Origin of the sequence: Oribacterium sp. oral taxon 078 str. F0263 (assembly GCF_000469565.1) — a bacterium.
Classification (GTDB): Bacteria; Bacillota; Clostridia; order Lachnospirales; family Lachnospiraceae; genus Oribacterium.
This window is the reverse complement of sequence record NZ_KI273076.1, coordinates 1-17,432: the sequence shown is the minus strand read 5'-3', so window position 1 is coordinate 17,432 and position 17,432 is coordinate 1. Positions and strand designations below refer to the sequence as shown.

12 protein-coding genes are annotated in these 17,432 nt (G+C 57.2%); 2 read left to right on the top strand and 10 right to left on the bottom strand.

Annotated elements, in window-relative coordinates:
* Positions 1-26: 26 nt before the first annotated feature.
* From HMPREF1986_RS13230 to HMPREF1986_RS00040, 9 genes are all read right to left on the bottom strand, one after another.
* Positions 27-176, bottom strand: coding sequence for a hypothetical protein (locus HMPREF1986_RS13230; protein ID WP_021772659.1), 150 nt, complete (start codon positions 174-176; stop codon positions 27-29).
* Positions 177-485: 309 nt separating this feature from the next.
* Positions 486-1,250 carry a GNAT family N-acetyltransferase gene (locus HMPREF1986_RS00075; RefSeq protein ID WP_021772658.1) on the bottom strand — a complete coding sequence of 255 codons (765 nt, stop codon included), beginning with the start codon at positions 1,248-1,250 and terminating at the stop codon, positions 486-488.
* Positions 1,251-1,294: 44 nt separating this feature from the next.
* The gene (locus tag HMPREF1986_RS00070; RefSeq protein WP_021772657.1) at positions 1,295-3,751 is read right to left on the bottom strand and encodes a glycogen/starch/alpha-glucan phosphorylase; all 2,457 of its coding nucleotides are present in this window, start codon (positions 3,749-3,751) and stop codon (positions 1,295-1,297) included.
* Positions 3,752-3,763: 12 nt separating this feature from the next.
* Positions 3,764-7,057 carry an isoleucine--tRNA ligase gene (ileS, locus tag HMPREF1986_RS00065; RefSeq protein ID WP_021772656.1) on the bottom strand — a complete coding sequence of 1,098 codons (3,294 nt, stop codon included), beginning with the start codon at positions 7,055-7,057 and terminating at the stop codon, positions 3,764-3,766.
* A gap of 315 nt (positions 7,058-7,372) precedes the next feature.
* Positions 7,373-8,824 carry a nicotinate phosphoribosyltransferase gene (locus tag HMPREF1986_RS00060; RefSeq protein ID WP_021772655.1) on the bottom strand — a complete coding sequence of 484 codons (1,452 nt, stop codon included), beginning with the start codon at positions 8,822-8,824 and terminating at the stop codon, positions 7,373-7,375.
* 231 nt (positions 8,825-9,055) lie between these two features.
* Positions 9,056-10,429, bottom strand: a complete 1,374-nt coding sequence (locus tag HMPREF1986_RS00055) for an MATE family efflux transporter (protein ID WP_021772654.1) — start codon at positions 10,427-10,429, stop codon at positions 9,056-9,058.
* Entirely contained in the window at positions 10,413-10,865 is a 453-nt protein-coding gene (locus HMPREF1986_RS00050; protein ID WP_021772653.1) for a hypothetical protein, read from the bottom strand. Before HMPREF1986_RS00050 ends, HMPREF1986_RS00055 begins: the two co-directional genes overlap by 17 nt.
* Before the next feature lie 343 nt (positions 10,866-11,208).
* Positions 11,209-12,135, bottom strand: a complete 927-nt coding sequence (locus HMPREF1986_RS00045; protein ID WP_009215588.1) for a LysR family transcriptional regulator — start codon at positions 12,133-12,135, stop codon at positions 11,209-11,211.
* Positions 12,132-12,860, bottom strand: coding sequence for a hypothetical protein (locus tag HMPREF1986_RS00040; protein WP_051273824.1), 729 nt, complete (start codon positions 12,858-12,860; stop codon positions 12,132-12,134). The genes HMPREF1986_RS00045 and HMPREF1986_RS00040 overlap by 4 nt, the downstream gene beginning before the upstream one ends.
* 510 nt (positions 12,861-13,370) lie before the next feature.
* Between HMPREF1986_RS00040 and HMPREF1986_RS00035 the strand changes: the two genes are divergently transcribed.
* Positions 13,371-14,525: a glycerate kinase family protein gene (locus tag HMPREF1986_RS00035; RefSeq protein WP_021772650.1), complete on the top strand. Its 1,155-nt coding sequence runs from the start codon at positions 13,371-13,373 to the stop codon at positions 14,523-14,525.
* Positions 14,526-14,862: 337 nt separating this feature from the next.
* Here the strand turns inward: HMPREF1986_RS00035 and HMPREF1986_RS00030 are convergent, their stop codons facing one another.
* Positions 14,863-16,245: an alanyl-tRNA editing protein gene (locus HMPREF1986_RS00030; RefSeq protein WP_021772649.1), complete on the bottom strand. Its 1,383-nt coding sequence runs from the start codon at positions 16,243-16,245 to the stop codon at positions 14,863-14,865.
* Between the two features lie 275 nt (positions 16,246-16,520).
* Between HMPREF1986_RS00030 and HMPREF1986_RS00025 the strand changes: the two genes are divergently transcribed.
* Positions 16,521-17,288: a TraX family protein gene (locus tag HMPREF1986_RS00025; protein WP_036598513.1), complete on the top strand. Its 768-nt coding sequence runs from the start codon at positions 16,521-16,523 to the stop codon at positions 17,286-17,288.
* Positions 17,289-17,432 lie beyond the last annotated feature (144 nt).

Below are 17,432 nucleotides of genomic sequence, written 5' to 3'. Positions count from 1 at the left end.
CTCCCTCTCTCCCTCGCTTTCTCCCCTCAGAAGGTGATCTCTCTCCTTCTCTTGAGAAGCAGCGCTCCGTTTATGATAGACAGCACGCCGCAGGCCGCTCCCCAGATCAAAAGCACAATCCCCACGATGATGGAGACCATGCCCGTGTAGCTCATCGTCTTATAGACCTTCTCCATAGTAGCTTCCTCCTTGTATGAGCTAATATAAGTTCTCTGCCGCTGTCCTGTTCTTCCGACCGGCCGCTCCAACACAGGACGTTCCCACTCCGACTGCCGCAGCCAACGGCGCTTGAGCGTAGAAGTCTGCCATCAGGCAGACTCGAAGCGTACCTGACCACTTCTCGAAGAGAAGTGCCTCTCGAAGAGAGGTCAGCTGATGCCTCCCGGGCGAAGCTGAGTCCTTAAACGCCGGGGCGGCAGACGGCCTGCTTATGGAGCGGCCGATCGGAAGGGGGCATAGCTCCGGCCTTCTGAGTCAAATCCCTGTCAGCAGCGGGAATGCTCCTTCTTAAGGTCGAAGCAGCAGATCCTGTCCGTCACGATATAGTTTTCGCTCCGGTAGAGGGAGAGCGCCGGAAGATTCCGGGAATCCGCCTGGAGCAGGATCCTCCGGTAGGGCCCGGCCTTATACTGCTCCGCCTTCTTTAAGAGCGCTCTCCCGTGCCCCTGCCTGAGATAGGAATCATATACCAGGAGCCCGTAGAGGTAAAGCGTGTCCTTGCTGTAGGGCGTAAAGTGGAGCTCTCCGAAGCGGTCCGAAAGGCTGTCTCCCGGATCCGAGATCCCCCGGGGAAGAAGCTTCTCCAGGAAGAGCTCATCCTTCTTCCGCTCCGCCCCGATCGAGAGGAGGCAGTGCCTCGTGTGCTCCGGGATCTCCCCCGCCTCCTCCCTCCCCGCCGCGCATTTTACGAGGAAGCGATAGGAGAAGGATCGGAAATCATCCCGAAGACTGTTTAAGCAAAGGTGAAACAGTCCCTGTCTCCGAATCCCGGGGTGCGTAAAGGCGGAGACCGCGAGCCTCTCTCCCTCCTCCGCATCCCCGCCCAGGCGATAGGCAGAGAGGAAGGAAAGGAGCTCTCCGGAGACGGCAGTCTCCGACGCTTCCTCATTTCGGATGAGATAATAGAAGTCCCCCTCCGTCTCCGCGGAGGGATCATAATTCGTGCCGTCCGTCTCGTTGCAAAGCGCGATCAGCTCCCGCACTCCCCGGCTCTCCCGCTCCGAAAGCTCCAGCTTCAGCACTGCCTCCATGGGCAAACTCCCCTCTCCTTCCTTCTTCGAAAGTCCCCGCCCACTTACTTCTTCAGGCGGATCCTGTTAAGATGCCAGATGTCTTTGACATATTCTTCGATCGTGCGGTCGGAGGAGAACTTTCCGGCGTTCGCCGTGTTCAGCATCGCCGCCCTCGCCCACCATTTCTCATCCTGATAATGCTTCACAGCCTCCTCCTGCGCCTTTGCATAGGCGTAGAAGTCCTTTAAGATGAAGTAGCGGTCCGGGCGGTCGGATTCGTTGGTATTCAGAAGCGAGTCATAGAGCGGCCGGAAGAGCTCCGGGTCCTCCGGGCTGTAGAAGCCGTTCACAAGCTGCATCAGAACCCTGCGGATCTCCTGATCATTGTTAAAGATATCCATGGGTCGGTAGTCTCCGGAGTGCTCGAGCGCGATGACCTCATCGGAGCTCATCCCGAAGATGAAGGCATTCTCCTCTCCGACCTCCTTCACGATCTCCACATTTGCCCCGTCCATCGTCCCGAGCGTCAGCGCCCCGTTCAGCATGAGCTTCATATTGGAGGTGCCGGAGGCCTCCTTCGAGGCGGTGGAAATCTGCTCCGAGATATCCGCCGCCGGGATGATGATCTCCGCGTTCGAGACCCTGTAGTCCTCGATGAAGACGATCTTGATCTTCCCGTTGATGGAGTGGTCGTTGTTGATGACCTCCGCGACATTGTTGATCAGCTTGATCGTGAGCTTTGCGGTGCGGTAGCCCGCCGCTGCCTTCGCGCCGAAGATATAGCTGTGCGGATAGAACTCCATATCCGGATGATCCTTCAGCTGATTATAGACATACATGATGTGGAGGATATTCATGAGCTGCCGCTTGTACTCATGGAGGCGCTTCACCATGACATCGAAGACGGAGTCGACATTCAGCTCAATGCCGTTATGCTCCAGGACATAGGCCGCGAGGCGCTCCTTATTCCGGCGCTTGATCGCCATGAACTCCGCCTGCGCCCTCTCATCATCCACATAGACGGAAAGCTTCTTCAGCTTCGGAAGATCCGTGAGCCAGCCGTCCCCGATCTTGTCCGTGACCCAGTCCGCAAGCTCGGGATTGGCGTGCAGAAGCCACCTCCTCTGCGTGATCCCGTTTGTCTTATTCGAAAAACGCTCCGGATACATCTCGTAGAAGTCCTTGAGCTCCTGCTTCTCGAGGATTTCCGTGTGGAGCTCCGCGACGCCGTTCACCGCATGGCTTCCGACGATGGCGAGATGCGCCATCCTCACCTGCCCGTCGTAGACCACCGCCATCTTCGCGGTCTTTTCATCCGCTTCCTCCGGATACTTCAGCTTCACCAGCTCACAGAAGCGGCGGTTGATCTCCTCGACGATCTGATAAATCCTCGGAAGAAGCTTTGAGAAGAGCTCGATCGGCCACTTTTCCAGGGCCTCCGCCATGATCGTATGGTTCGTATAGGCGCAGCTCTTCACGGTGATCTCCCAGGCCTCGTCCCAGTTCAGCCCGTAATCGTCCATCAGGATCCTCATGAGCTCCGCCACCGCGACCGTGGGATGCGTATCGTTCATCTGGAAGGCGACCTTCTCGTAGAGACGGTGCACATCGCCCTCGTGCCTCTTTGCGTAGTCCGCCACCGCGGTCTGGACGGAGGCACTGATGAAGAAATACTGCTGGCGGAGCCGAAGCTCCTTCCCCGCGTAATGATTGTCATTCGGGTAGAGGACCTCCGCGATGTTCCTCGCCATGTTCTCGGACTCCACCGCCTTTTGATAGTTCCCCTTGTCGAACTCCTCCAGGTGGAAGATATCCTTCGCCTGGGCATCCCAGACCCGGAGCGTGTCTACGATATGATTGTTGTAGCCGACGACCGGAGTATCGTAGGGGATGGCCAGAACGGACTGGTAGCCCCTCTGGATAAAGTGAAGCCTGCCGTCCTCCTGAACGGTCTCCACCCAGCCGCCGAAGCGGACCTCCTTCTGGAGCTCCGAGCGGCGGATCTCGAAGGGATTTCCGTCCCTAAGCCAGTCATCCGGGGCCTCCCTCTGGAAGCCGTCCACGATCTGCTGTTTGAAAAAGCCGTACTTATAGCGGATACCGCAGCCGCAGGCCCAGTATCCGAGACTCGCCAGGGAATCCAGGAAGCAGGCCGCAAGGCGCCCCAGTCCTCCGTTTCCAAGCGCCCAGTCCGGCTCACTGTCCTCCAGCGCGTTCAGCTTCAGCCCAAGCTCCGAGATGGCATCCCGGATTCCGTCGTGGGCGGAGAGATTCAGGATATTGTTTCCGAGCGCTCTCCCCATCAGAAATTCCATGGAAAGATAATAGAGCCTCTTCTGATCCTCCTTCTCCGCCGCCTTCTGCGTGCAGATCCAGTCATCAATGATGAGATTCTGCACCGCAGCCGCTACAGCATGGCAGGCTTCCTTCTCACTCAGATCCTTGAGCTCTCTCCGAAAGAGCTTTCGGGCATTCCCCTGAATCTCCTTTTTAAATGCTGCCTTATCAAACTTTGTCATCTCTCCTCCTCTCTATCCCTGGACCTTTTTTACCGCGAGGCGAAGCCTCTCGCCGTTGATATCCCATTCCCTCTCATATCTGCCGTCGGAAAGAGGCAGTTCTCCTCGATCGGCGCTGTCTTCTCTCAGAAGCTCAAGGCGGTCTGCGAGTACGACGGGACGGATCTCCGCCTCTCTCCTTTTAAGAACAGCGGAGAGCTTCTCATTCCCCCCCGCAAAGAGCTCGATATGGTCCATGACCTCGAAGCCCGCCTCCTTCCGCATGGTCTGGATCTTTGAGATGAGCTCCCGTACAAAGCCCTCCTCCAGAAGCTCCGGCGTGAGATTCGTATCGAGAACGACCGTATATCCGCTCCCCTCCTCCGTCACGAAGCCGTCCCGCTCCGAGACCTCGATGAGGAGATCCTCTCTTTCTAAGCTCAGTTCCTTTCCGTTCGGAAGAGAGAGGCTGAGCGCCCCCTTTCCCTCCAGCTGCTCCATCGCATCCCGGCTGTCCAAAGAGGCGAGGCAGCTTCTGATCCCGCCAAGCTCCTTCCCGTACTTCGGCCCCACGGTCTTAAGCTGCGGCTTAAAGCTGTAGGAGGCAAAGTCCGAGAGATCCCCCCGGAAGGAAAGGCTCTTCACATTGAGCTCCTCCCGGACGATATCCGAAAAATAGCCGGAGAGCTCCCGCCCCGCCTTCACATACATCGCGCTGAGCGGCTGGCGGTTCTTCACACCGGCCTTCTCTCTCGCGGCTCTCCCGAGTCCCACGATCGAGAGGACCTCGTTCATGTTCTCCTCCAGGGCGGCGTCAATCCAGTCCTCCCTCGCGCTCGGATAGGAGCAAAGGTGGACGGAGGACGGCGCGCTCTCATCGATGGAAGAGACGAGATTTCGGTAGATCGACTCTGTAATGAAGGGGACCATCGGCGCGGCGAGCTTGGAGACCGTCACGAGCGCCGTATAGAGGGTCTCATAGGCATTGATCTTATCCTGCTCCAGCCCCTTCGCCCAGAAGCGCTCCCTTGATCTACGGACATACCAGTTCGACATATCCTCGACGAAGCTCTGAAGGGCGGAGGCGGCCTCCGGAATCCGGAACCCGGAGAGCCTCTGATCCACCGCGAGGATCGTGGAATTCAGCCTGCTCAGAAGCCAGCGGTCCATCACCCCGAGACCCTCATAGTCCAGAGAAAAGCTCTTTGGGTCGAAGTGGTCGATATTGGCATAGAGCACGAAAAAGGCGTAGCTGTTCCAGAGGGTGGAGAGGAACTTCCTCTGTCCCTCGACGACAGCCTTATCGTGGAAACGGTTCGGAAGCCAGGGCGCGGAGTTCGTGTAGAAGAACCAGCGGATCGCGTCCGCCCCGTGGCAGCGGAGAGCCTCCATCGGGTCCACCGCATTTCCCTTCGACTTCGACATCTTCTGCCCGTTCTCGTCCTGAACATGGCCGAGAACCAGGACATTTTCATAGGGCGCCCGGTCGAAGAGGATCGTGGACTCCGCAAGAAGGGAGTAGAACCATCCCCTCGTCTGATCCACCGCCTCACAGATGAACTGCGCCGGAAACTGAGAGGAAAAGAGCTCCTTGTTCTCAAAGGGGTAGTGGTGCTGCGCATAGGGCATCGCACCGGAATCAAACCAGCAGTCTATGACCTCCGGCACCCTTTTCATTCTTCCGCCGCAGTGCGGGCAGCTGCACTCGATCTGATCCACATAGGGCTTATGGAGCTCGATGTGCTCATAGCCCACATAGTCCGAGGAATAGCCCTTCTCTCCCTTCGCCTTGAGCTCCGAGAGGCACTCCTGATAATTCGTGCTCTTCTCCATGAGCTCCCGGATCGATCCGACCGCGTCCTGGTGTCCGCAGGATTCGCACTGCCAGATATTTAAGGGCGTGCCCCAGTAGCGGTCCCGGGAGATTCCCCAGTCCTGGACATTCTCGATCCAGTCCCCGAATCTCCCCTTCCCGATGGACTCCGGGTACCAGTGCACAGTATTGTTGTTTTGAACCAGCTTTTCCTTCACCGCCGTCATGCGGATGAACCAGGATTCCCTCGCGTAATAGACGAGCGGCGTCCCGCATCTCCAGCAGTGTGGATAGCTGTGCGTAAACTTCGGCGCGGAAAAGAGAAGCTTCCTCTCGGAGAGATCCTTCAGGACAGCGGGGTCCGCGCTGACGGCCCCGTTTTTGATCTCCTCTTCCGTCGGCTTGGCCCGCATGCCGGAAAACGGGGTCTCCTCCGTCATCCTCCCCTTCTCATCCAAAAACTTGAGGAGCGGAAGATCATTCTCCCGCCCGATTCTCGCATCATCCTCACCGAAGGCGGGGGCGATGTGGACGATGCCGGTTCCGTCCTCCGCACTGACATAGCGGTCTGCGACGATAAAGTGCGCCCTCTTCCTCTGCTTCTCCGCGATATCGGCGGCGCAGGAATAGAGCGGCTCATAGTCTTTGCCGACGAGCTCCTCCCCTCGGAAGCTTTCCACGATCTCGTAGGCGGGATTTCCGTCACTTGCGAGAGGCCCGAGAACCTGATCGAGCAGCTCGTTCGCGAGCACATAGTAATAGCCGTCCGCCGCCTTTACCTTACTGTACTCGAGCTCCGGATGGACGCAGAGCGCGGCATTGGAGGGAAGCGTCCAGGGAGTCGTCGTCCAGGCGAGGAAGTAAAAGTCCCCCTCCTTTGCCTTGAAGCGGACAATGGCGGAGCGCTCTGTCAGCTCCCGATAGCCCTGGGCGACCTCATGAGAGGAGAGAGGCGTTCCGCAGCGGGGGCAGTAGGGCACAACCTTAAAGCCCTTATAGAGGAGCTTCTTCTTCCAGATCTCCTTTAAGGCCCACCACTCGGATTCGATGAAGTCATCGTGGTAGGTCACATAGGGGTGGTCCATATCCGCCCAGAAGCCGACCTTATAGGAAAAGTCCTCCCACATGCCCTTGTACTTCCAGACGTTCTCCTTGCAAAGGTCAATGAAGGGGGCCACGCCGTAGCTCTCGATCTGCTCCTTCCCGTTGATGCCGATCTTCTTCTCGACCTCCAGCTCCACCGGGAGGCCGTGGGTATCCCAGCCGGCCTTTCTCGGAACCATCCTTCCCTTCATCGCATGGTAGCGCGGAATCATATCCTTAAAGGCACGGGTCTCCACATGTCCGATGTGGGGCTTTCCGTTCGCCGTGGGCGGTCCGTCATAGAAGACATAGGAGGGATCCCCCTCGTGCTGCGCGATGGACTTTTCGAAAACCCCCTCGGCCCTCCAGAACTCCTCGACCTCTCTCTCCCTCTCCACAAAGTTCATGTTGGTATCAACTTTTTTAAACATATTGCCGCTCTTCCTCTCTGTCCTCTCCCCCCGGCGCCGGGATCGCCTTTGACGTCCGGACCATTATATCGACGGATCCCCCATAAATCAAGCCGGGCAAAAGATGCGGCGCCTCCGGAATCCGCTAGAAGAGACCACCGAGTCCTCTCGCGGAAAGCCCTGCGCTCTGCGCTATCCCTTCGCAAAGAGGCTTCTCTCCGAAAGCCTGCGCTTTGCTCTCTTCCTTCACAGGGGATTCCCCGCGGCTGCCTTCCTTCTCCGCGAACTTGCTCCGCCTCCCCGGTCCGCCCTCCGATCAGCCTGTCCGTACTCTATTCAGCCCTGTCCGTACTCCGTCAGAAGCCTCCTCCTGCACTCCCAGAGTTTGTCGGAGAGATCGACATAGACCTCGTGCGGATTCCGAAGCCTCCTGCTCTCATCCCAGAGTGTCTCCTGCTCTTTCCGGCAGATCTCCCGGATCTCCATGACGGAGGGACTCTCATAGACGAGCTTTCCCTCCCGGAAAATCGGGATCAGAAGCTCCCTCAGCCGATAGCTCCCCCCTCGAAAGCAGGTCTTCTTCCAGGTATCCTGCGGATCAAAGACCATGAGATCCCTCTCCGGATCCGGGTGCTCCTCCGCGAGCGTAAGATAATCGCAGAGGATCTTCCCGCTCTTCTTATCGTAGATTCTGTGGATCTGCTTGTCCCCGGGGTTCGTGATCTTCTCCGTGTTCTCGGAGAGCTTGATCTTCGGAATCCATTTCCCATCCTCTCCGCGAACCGCCGCGAGCTTATAGACTCCTCCGAAGCTCGGCTGTGTCTCCGAGGTGATGAGATTGGTGCCGACCCCCCAGGAATTGATGGTCGCACCCTGCATCTTCAAAGAGCTGATCAGATCTTCATTGAGATCATTCGAGGCGGAGATGACGGCATTGGTATAGCCCGCCTCATCCAGCATCCTCTTTGCCCTCTTGGAAAGATAGGCGAGATCTCCGGAATCCATGCGGATCCCGTAGCGACCGAGGGAAATCCCCTCCTCCCTCATCCTGTCGAAGGTCCGGATCGCATTCGGGATGCCGCTCTTTAAGGTATCGTAGGTGTCCACGAGGAGGATGCAGTTGTCCGGATAGATGCGGGCATAGGCCAGAAAGGCCTCGAGCTCCGAATCAAAGGACATGACCCAGGAGTGGGCGTGGGTCCCCAGAACCGGGACGGAGAAATCCCTTCCCGCCATGACATTCGAGCTCCCGCTGCATCCCCCGATCATCGCGGCCCTCGCGCCGTAGAGACCGGCGTCCGGCCCCTGGGCCCTCCGAAGGCCGAACTCCATGACACTGTCCCCCTTCGCCGCATAGACGACGCGGCAGGCCTTCGTCGCGATCAGAGACTGGTGATTGATGATATTCAAGATCGCAGTCTCCACAAGCTGCGCCTGGATCACCGGCGCGATAACCTTGACCAGCGGTTCCCTGGGAAAGACCACGGTCCCCTCCGGAACCGCATAGATGGAGCCCGTGAAGTGAAAGCCCCGGAGGTAGTCGATGAAGCCTTCATCGAAGACTCCAAGAGAGCGGAGATAATCGATATCATCCTCATTAAAATGCAGATTCCGGATGTATTCTATGAGCTGGGCAAGGCCGCAGCAGATGGCAAAGCCGTTCCCCATGGGGTTCTTTCGATAGAACATATCGAAGATAACCTCTTCCTCCGTCTTATGACAAAGGTAATAGCCCTGCATCATGGTAAGCTCATAAAAATCCGTCAGTAAGGTGAGATCTCGTGCCATAGAATTCCTTTCTCTTTCCTGTAAGTATTCCCTGTTTTCCCGCCGTTCCCTCTTCCTCCCGCCGCCCCTTTCCGCCGCTCTCCCGCCGCTTTATGCCACCGGCATAAGGCCCCGCTGTCCCCCTTTCCGCCGCTTTCTCACCGCTTTGTGCCGGGCTCTCACTCCGGCCATATAACAGCGCCGATATCTGCCTTTCGCGAAAGGATCCTTCGATCGCGGGAGCATATTATCTTATGACAGCGCCGCCTCCGGCGTGTCCGTCTTCGGGAGCCTCCTTCTCACAAGGATAAAGATTGCGAGATGGCAGGCAAAGGTCAGAGCCCAGCTCACGGGATAGCCGATATAGAGCCAGTGCAGGCTGTGAAAATAAGGAAGCTGAAAAAGTGTCATGATAAAAAGGATCCTGCTGCCGCATGCCCCGATCAGACTCACAAGCATCGGCTCCAGACTGTAGCCTATCCCCCGGAGAGATCCTACAATCGTGTCCATTATGCCGCAGAGGAAATAGGGCGCCGTGATGAGGAAAAGCCGCTCCCTGGCAAAGCGCGCCACCTCGGGGTCCGTCGTGTAGAAGGTCAGAAGCTGCGGAGCGAAAAGATTGACCAATCCCCCAAGGACCAGGCCGATCAGCGTCACTGCGCCAAGGCAGTCCAGAAGAATCCGGTTGATCCGGCTGTACTTTCCCGCGCCGATATTCTGACTGGTGAAGGAGAGATTTGTCTGATAGATCGAGTTCATGGCGATGTAGACAAAGCCCTCGATATTCTGACTCGCGGTCGCGCCCGCCATTGCGACCGAGCCGAAGGAATTGATCGCGCTCTGGATCACGACATTGGACAGGCTGAATACCGTGCCCTGCAGTCCCGCCGGAAGTCCCACCCGGATGATGGAGCGGAGCTTGTCCGGATAGATGCGGAGCCTCTTCAGATCGAGATGCAGCTTTCCCTTGTCCCGTACCAGGACGAGAAAGAGACAGAACGCCGAGATGATCTGTGAGATGGTGGTCGAGATCGCGACCCCCGCGACCCCGATCCGGAGCACCAGAACAAAAAGGAGATTCAGAGCGACATTGACCGCGCCCGCGGCGAGCTGATAATAGAGGGGACGCTTCGTGTCCCCCGCAGCCCGCAGGATCCCCGCTGTAAAATCATAGACCATAAGGGCCGGCATCCCGAGGAAATAGATCCTAAGATAGATCGTCGAATACTCGATGACATTCGAGGGGGAGCCCATGAGCTCCAGCAAGGGCCTTGCGAGAGCCGTCCCGATGAGGATCAATAAAAGCCCCGAGAGGAGCGCTGTCATAAAGGCAGTGGAGATCGTCTTCGAAAGCTCCTTCCCCTGCCCCGCAGCATAGTTCTGCGCCGCGAGCACACTGACTCCGACGGAAAGCCCCCCGAAGAAATTCACTATGAGATTGATGAGGGAAGACGTGGAGCCCACCGCCGCCATCTGATCGGAGCCCACAAATCTTCCGACCACGATGACATCCGCCGCGTTGAAGAGAAGCTGCAGTATCCCGGAAAGCATGAGGGGCAGGCTGAAGGCCAGGAGCTTTGGAAAAATCGCTCCCCTGCTCATGTCCATCTCATAGCTTTTCGACATTCCCGCCTCCCTTCTCCTCTCCCTCTTCCCTTCGCTTCTTTCTCTCCCTCTCGAGAAGGGAGAGAAGCGAGGCCAGGAGCTCCTCCGCGGCATCCCCTGCAATGATCTGCACCGAGTTTTTCGAGGGGCGGAGGACTCCGATGACGCCGGAGCTCTCAAGCTTTTCCTGATCGACCCGGTCATAGTCCCGGATCCCTATCCTAAGACGCCTCCCCCCCGCTTGTGCGGAGCTGACATTGCTCTCACCCCCAAGTCCCAGGAGCAGGATCTCCGCCATCCTCCCGTAGTCCCCGGATTCCAGGCTGACGCGGAGCGTCCTTCCCTTCGGCGGGGCATAGCGCCCGCTCCGGATCCGCTTTCGAAAGCGCCGGAACAGGAAAAAGGCGGCGAGAAGAAGTATAATCAGCGCCGCAAAAATAAGATATTCCTGTCTCATAATCTCTCCTCCCCGGATGGGATTAGGAAACGAAGCGCCCCTTCAGGAAAAAGAGGCTGTCCATCCCCCATGCCGTTCCATTCCGATCGGGGAGCGGAATGGAACGCAGATACAGGGCCGCCGCTCCGTCCCCGTGCGCCGCTTCCTTTTATCCGAATGATACGCCATTATCCGAAATGATGTGCCGTTATCCGAATGATGCGCTCTTATCCGGAATGATGTGCCGTTATCCGGAATGATGTGCCGTTATCCGAAATGATGCGCTCTTATCCGAAATGATATGCTCTTATCCGGAATGATGCGCTCTTATCCGAATGATACTCTTATCCGAAATGATACCATCTTATCCGGAATGCTTCGCTGCGGGGGCCGTCAAATACCGGCTGAGCTCTTCCACATAGCACTGCCCGAGCTCACTCAGCGGCATCCTTTTCTTTTTGATATAGCCGATCTGCATCTTCTCCGAAGTGTCCAGACGGATCGCCGTATAGCCGGGCCCGTTCAGCTCCTGGCAGATGATGCCGGAGCAAAGCGTGTAGCCGTTCAGACCGACCATGAGGTTCAGGATTGTCGCCCGGTCATTGACCTTGATGTATTTCTTATAATCATAGGTGCTGAGCACCTCCTCCGAGAAGTAAAAGGAGTTCCTCTCCCCCTGATCAAAGGAGCAGCAGGGATAGGGCGCGAGCTCCTCCATCCGTATCCTCTTCTTCTCCGCAAGGGGATTCGACTTTGCCATAAAGACATAGATATCGCAGTCAAAAAGCGGAATGAACTCGAGGGATGCCTCCCGGAGAATCTTCCCGATGACCTTTTGATTAAATTCATTCCGATAGAGGATGCCGAGCTCACTGATCTGCTTCTTCACATTCTCAATGACCTCGATCGTCTTCGTCTCATGGACCGCGAACTCGTATTCGCTCCCCTCCTCATAGCGCTTTACGAGCCGTATGAAGGCCTCTACCGCGAAGGTATAGTGCTGCATGGAAACCGAAAATTTCTTCTTTCTCGTGCCCCCGTGCAGGTACTTATCCTCCACGAGCTGGTACTGCTCGGAGACCTGTCTCGCATATCCCAGAAACTCCTCCCCCTCCGGCGTCGTCACGATGCCCCGGTTTGTGCGGATAAAGATCTCAATGCCGATCTCCTTCTCCAGCGTCTTTATGGCCGCGCTCAGACTGGGCTGTGTGATATAGAGGCGCTTCGCGGCCTCATTCATGGATCCGCAGTCCGAGACCGCGAGCACCTGACGGAGCTGCTGAAGGGTCATGATTTCACTCCCCTGACATAGCTGATGAGTCCGGCCGGATCCATGGAGACTCGCTCCGCCTGCAGATACGGATTCTCCAAAAAGCTGAGAGGATTCCTCTTCTCCACTCCCTTTTCCGTCACTCTCTCAAGCACCGCGTTCCGATAGAAGCAGCCGTCCCCCTCGTAGAGAAGCGTCCCTGTCTCTCTGTCATAGAGCCGCATCGCCTTAAAGAGAATAAAGGGGAAGCTCCGGTTCGTCTCCATAACGACCTGTCCGGGGGCGCCGAATTCGATCTTTGCATCCGGATGCTCCGCCAAGATATCGATATAGCGGGCGGTCTTCTCGTTGATCTCCTCGATGGGCTTTCCGTTCTTCATCTTTGAGCCGTAGTGGGAGAGGCGCTCATTGTCCACCGTGGTATCCTTAAGAGCTGCTCCGCTCTCATCGACATAGAAGTTTCCGACCCACTGCTTCTCCGCCATCCCTCCGTCCTGATTCAGATAATACCAGTTTCCCTTCCAGATGATCCAGCCGCTTAGCATCTCTCCCTGCCCGCAGTAATACCATCTCCCATTGCTGAGGACCCAGCCGCTCACCGGCGTCCTCACCCCGTTCTCTTCCTCATAGCAATACCAGTGCCCATCCTGCTGCACCCAGCTTTTCTCCGCTCTTCCCGTGAGGGAAAACGAGAGGCAGAAAAGAAGCATAAAGAAAAGCAACGCTCCGCCTGTTCTCTTTTTCATCCGTACCCTCCTGCGCTCCTTGGCCGCATCCTGAAATATCCCGGAAGAATACCGGCGCCGAATATAAGCGCCGCCGCATTCTCCGGCACAAACAGCAATTTGCATCCCGATGGGAAAGCCGCGCGAAGCCCTCCGGCTAAGGCCGCAAAAGCCGCTCCGCTTCCCTGCCGCTCTCCGGATCCCAAGTGTCAAAAGTCTCCCATCCAAGACGCTCCCTTCGCGAAAATGGATGAAAGACTCTATGACGCGCCTCCCTCTATAAAAGACAGCGTCCCGTAAGCTTAGGACAGTATGGCAGAGAAAATGCCATGCGGAATCCGTCCCGGCACCTGGAGGCTATTATAGCAAGGCTCCCACTATACCGCAAGGGCGCCCAGTTCCTTACCGAAACGGCGCTCAGCCCCTCGCCTGTCCGCTCCGACAGAATTTTTACATTTGTCTTTTCTCTCCGGCAATCATAAAATGGACAATCATAAAATGGGATGAGACAGTGGAAAGAAAGGAGCTTCCATGAAAGTTGTCATTGCCATCGACTCCCTGAAGGGCTCCCTCTCCTCCCTGGAGGCGGGGGCCGCCGTCCGGGAGGGGATACTTAGAGCAGATCCTTCGTGCGAAGTCGCAATTCGGCCTCTTGCAGACGGTGGAGAGGGCACCGTGGAGGCCCTGACGCTCGGCATGGGAGGCAAACTGCGGGAGCTCTCCGTGAAAGGCCCGCTCGGAGAGAGTACCCTCGCTGTATACGGGATCCTTCCCGAATCTCACACGGCGATCCTCGAGATCTCGCAGGCGGCCGGCATCATGCTCGTGCCAAAGGAGAAGAGAAATCCGCTCCATACCACAAGCTTCGGCGTCGGGGAGATGATCCTGGACGCCGTGCAGAGAGGCTGCCGCCGCTTTATCGTGGGGATCGGGGGCTCCGCGACAAACGACGGCGGAATCGGAATGCTGCAGGCGCTGGGCTATGAGTTTCTGGACGCTTCGGGAAAGCCGCTCCCCTTCGGCGCAAAAGGCCTCAGGGGGCTCTCGGAGATCCGAATCGATAAGGCTCTCCCGGAGCTCAGAGAATGCCGCTTCCGCATCGCATGCGATGTCACAAACCCTCTCTGCGGAGAAAACGGGTGCAGCGCGGTCTTCGGTCCGCAAAAGGGCGCAGATCCCGCTGTGATCCCCGAGATGGACCGCTGGCTCTCCCACTACGCGAAGCTGAGCAGAGCCTTTTTTGAAACAGCGGATCCGGATGCACCGGGCGCAGGCGCCGCGGGAGGGCTTGGCTTTGCATTTCTAAGCTATACGAATGCGGTCCTCGAATCCGGCGTCCGCATCGTCCTTAAGGAGACCCGGCTCTCGGACTTCATAAAAGACGCAGACCTCGTGATCACCGGAGAAGGGAGGCTGGATGCGCAGACCATCATGGGGAAGGCGCCGATCGGCGTCGCGGGGATCGCAAAGGAGTACGGAAAGCCCGTCATCGCGTTTTCCGGCTCGGTCTCCGAGGACGCCGTCAAGTGCAATGCTCACGGGATCGACGCCTTCTTTCCGATCCTCCGGCGGGCAGAGCCCCTCAGCCGCTGCATGGAAGCAAAGACAGCCAAACGGAATCTGGCCGATACCGCGGAGCAGGTCTTTCGTCTCCTCAATGCGGCAAAGCAGCTCAAAGGACACTGATTTTCAAAAGCACCCGGCATATTTCCCCGATTTTCGCTTTGCAGCCTCCTTCCGAAGCCCTGATCGCTCCGGAGAGCAGCCCGGCTGAAACCCGGCGGGTATTCTATGGATTCGGCGTCCTTTAGTCCTTTCCTGACTTTATGAGCGGCTCAGCCGCGGCGTCTTCTCCTTCCTCTCAGGATGCATCAGCGCCCCCTTTTTGAGGACGATGAGGGGACAGAGGCCTCGGCCCTCCTCGACTGGGAACTAATCCTTGCTGGAATTCCATATAATGGACGATGAGGAAACGGAGGACTCGACCCTCTTCGGCCCTGCTTCTCGAAAAAGCACTGTCTCTCTAAAGGAGAGAGAAATTCTCCAGAGACGAAAAAAGCGAGAGGAGCTCGGAGGGATCGCATCGAAGGCTCCCCTGCACCATCTCCGCCGTCCCTCCTCCCCGGAGGGAAAGCCTCTCTCTCAGGATTTTCTGCATCGCGCGGGCGTCCCCCTTCCGGCTCCCGAGGATGTAGAAATACTCTCTCTCCGGCTCGGAAGAAGCCTCCTCCCCGACGGAAAGCGCCTCCTCCCTCTCAGAAGTCGCCCCCTCCCTCTCTTCCAGGAGAAGGACATATTCTTCCCCTGCGCTCTCCAAAAGGACATTGCAAAGCTCCCGAAGCTCTGCCTCGGAAAAGCCCCTCTCAAAATGGCAGAGGACAGAGCCGGAGCCGCCTCCCTCCCCCCGCTTTCTCCGAAGGCTCTCGGAGAGCATACGGAAATACCTCTCGTTTTGCTCCCGGATCCTCCCCTCCTTTCGGAAAATCTCTTTTTGCTTTCTCTTAAGAGCATCCTCAAGCTCCAAAGGCTTTGCGGAGAGGGAGACCGCGCAGCGCTTCAGGACCTCCTCCTTTCGGATGAGATCCGAAAGAGCGGATTCCCCGGCTCTCATCTCAATGCGGCAGCCCTCCCTCCTCGATGTGACGGAGTATAGACGGATCAACCCGATCTCCCCGCTTTTCTCCACCTGGGTCCCGCAGCAGGCGCAGAGATCCACGCCCTCAATCTCCACGAGCCGCACCGTCTCGCTGAGCTCCTTTTTGCTCCGGTAGTCGAGACGGGAAAGCTCCTCCCGATCGGGGTAGAGGATCCGCACCGGGTGATTCTCCCAGACCGCGAGGTTCGAAAGCTTCTCCAGCTCCCGGAGCTCCTCCTCCGTGATCCTCCCGTCGAAGTCGATCGTAAGAAGCCCGTCTTTTCCCATGTGAAAGCCCACATTGTGATAGCCAAAGCGCCTGTGCACGATGCCGGAGACGATGTGCTCTCCGCTGTGGGACTGCGTATTTCTCCTCCGAAAATCAAGGTCCAGGCGGCAGGGATAAGTGCCCGGCGGAAGCTCCCGGTCCAGATAATGAAGGACCTCCCCCTTCTCCTCCAGGGCGTAGAGAAGCTCCGCTTCGCCTACCTTTCCCCGGTCAGCACTCTGCCCTCCCCCCTCCGGATAGAAGCCCTCCGGGAAGAGCCTCGCCGTATAAAGGGAAGAGAGCTCTCTCCCGAGCCTTTGAGATACAAGCCTCTTCTCCTGCTCCGTCGATGCCCGAAGCTCCAAAAGCTCCGCCGTGAATTCCCCTATGGGCGGCCTTTCATAATAAAGCGCGTCTCGTTTCATCTCTTCTCTCCCTTCTCCGGAAAGTATAGCGCAGTTTCCCGAAAGGCAGGCGTCCTTCAGAAAACCGTAAGTTCCCATTCCCCTTCTTCCTGATTATAATGATCCCCGTGCCAAAATTCTCCGTCCCGTAAACTCCCCTTATGCATAGCTCCTTATGGACAATGCATGCCCCCTTATAAGAATAAGATAATGTGTGCCCTTATATTCAGGCTCCGATGTACTGCTTCTTTGGGCATGGGACAGCTTGAAGGAATGGGGCGAAAGCAGGATTTCGTCCCGGGCGGCGGAAAACAGGAGCGGCGGGGATGAATCTCAGGAAGCAGCAAGGAAGGAAAGAAAGAGGAAACGAAATCATGGAAAGTAAAAAAGCAGGCCTGAACCGGGCGCAGTTAAAATATCTCGCGCTCTTTTTCATGCTCTTGGACAATGCCTATCTTCGCTTTAATCTAAACAGCATCATCCACCTGATCACCCGCTTTGTCTCCCCGCTCTTTGCCTGGCTTTTGGTGGACGGATTCTTCCACACGAGATCGAGAGAAAAATACTGCAAAAGGCTCTGGATCGCGGCGCTTCTCATGCAGGCGGGAAATCTGCTCTCCTTCTTTCTCTTCCATGAGAGAGGCATCAGTGACAATATCTTCCTGACCCTCGCCCTCTCCTTCAGCATCATCTGGCTCTTCGCGCTCGCAGAGGAGCGAAAGGAAAGCGCTCTTTTCCTCCGGATCGCGGCCTGGCTCTTATTTCTCCTTGGAATGGGTCTGAGCTTTGCGGGAATTCCGCTCGGCTTCGGATCGACACTCAATCTGGAGGGCGGACTTCAGATCCTCCCCCTGGTCCTCATCGCATATTTCTTCCGGGAGAGCAGGGTAAAGCAGGCACTCTTTTATCTCGCCTACTGCTTCCTCCTCTTCTTCGTCATATACGGCGGACCCACCGAAGCTTTCTCCCAGGGGCTCGATATGTTCTTCGTGAACTCCGACTGGATGACCTGGCTCGTTATCCCCTTCTTCTTCCTCTATAATGGAGAAAAGGGGAGAAGCAGCGCCTTCGACAAATGGTTTTTCTACCTCTTCTACCCCGCTCATCTCTGGATCCTCCTTCTGCTCCAGCAATGGATCTAGGAAAGCGGCGCCGAAAAGCCAGTGATCCCGGGACCCCGGGATAGAGGGCTTCACCGGAAAACACTGATCCCGCTATAGAGAGCTGTACCGGAAAACGTCCGCCGCCCCGGCCCGGGGAGAGAGCTTTCTCTCCCCGGGCCGGGG

Excerpts from the sequence above, each read along its gene's own strand:
- HMPREF1986_RS13230 (WP_021772659.1), bottom strand. The coding sequence starts at position 176 with ATGGAGAAGGTCTATAAGACGATGAGCTACACGGGCATGGTCTCCATC.
- HMPREF1986_RS00075 (WP_021772658.1), bottom strand. The coding sequence starts at position 1,250 with ATGGAGGCAGTGCTGAAGCTGGAGCTTTCGGAGCGGGAGAGCCGGGGA.
- HMPREF1986_RS00070 (WP_021772657.1), bottom strand. The coding sequence starts at position 3,751 with ATGACAAAGTTTGATAAGGCAGCATTTAAAAAGGAGATTCAGGGGAAT.
- ileS (WP_021772656.1), bottom strand. The coding sequence starts at position 7,057 with ATGTTTAAAAAAGTTGATACCAACATGAACTTTGTGGAGAGGGAGAGA.
- HMPREF1986_RS00060 (WP_021772655.1), bottom strand. The coding sequence starts at position 8,824 with ATGGCACGAGATCTCACCTTACTGACGGATTTTTATGAGCTTACCATG.
- HMPREF1986_RS00055 (WP_021772654.1), bottom strand. The coding sequence starts at position 10,429 with ATGTCGAAAAGCTATGAGATGGACATGAGCAGGGGAGCGATTTTTCCA.
- HMPREF1986_RS00050 (WP_021772653.1), bottom strand. The coding sequence starts at position 10,865 with ATGAGACAGGAATATCTTATTTTTGCGGCGCTGATTATACTTCTTCTC.
- HMPREF1986_RS00045 (WP_009215588.1), bottom strand. The coding sequence starts at position 12,135 with ATGACCCTTCAGCAGCTCCGTCAGGTGCTCGCGGTCTCGGACTGCGGA.
- HMPREF1986_RS00040 (WP_051273824.1), bottom strand. The coding sequence starts at position 12,860 with ATGAAAAAGAGAACAGGCGGAGCGTTGCTTTTCTTTATGCTTCTTTTC.
- HMPREF1986_RS00035 (WP_021772650.1), top strand. The coding sequence starts at position 13,371 with ATGAAAGTTGTCATTGCCATCGACTCCCTGAAGGGCTCCCTCTCCTCC.
- HMPREF1986_RS00030 (WP_021772649.1), bottom strand. The coding sequence starts at position 16,245 with ATGGGAACTTACGGTTTTCTGAAGGACGCCTGCCTTTCGGGAAACTGC.
- HMPREF1986_RS00025 (WP_036598513.1), top strand. The coding sequence starts at position 16,521 with ATGGAAAGTAAAAAAGCAGGCCTGAACCGGGCGCAGTTAAAATATCTC.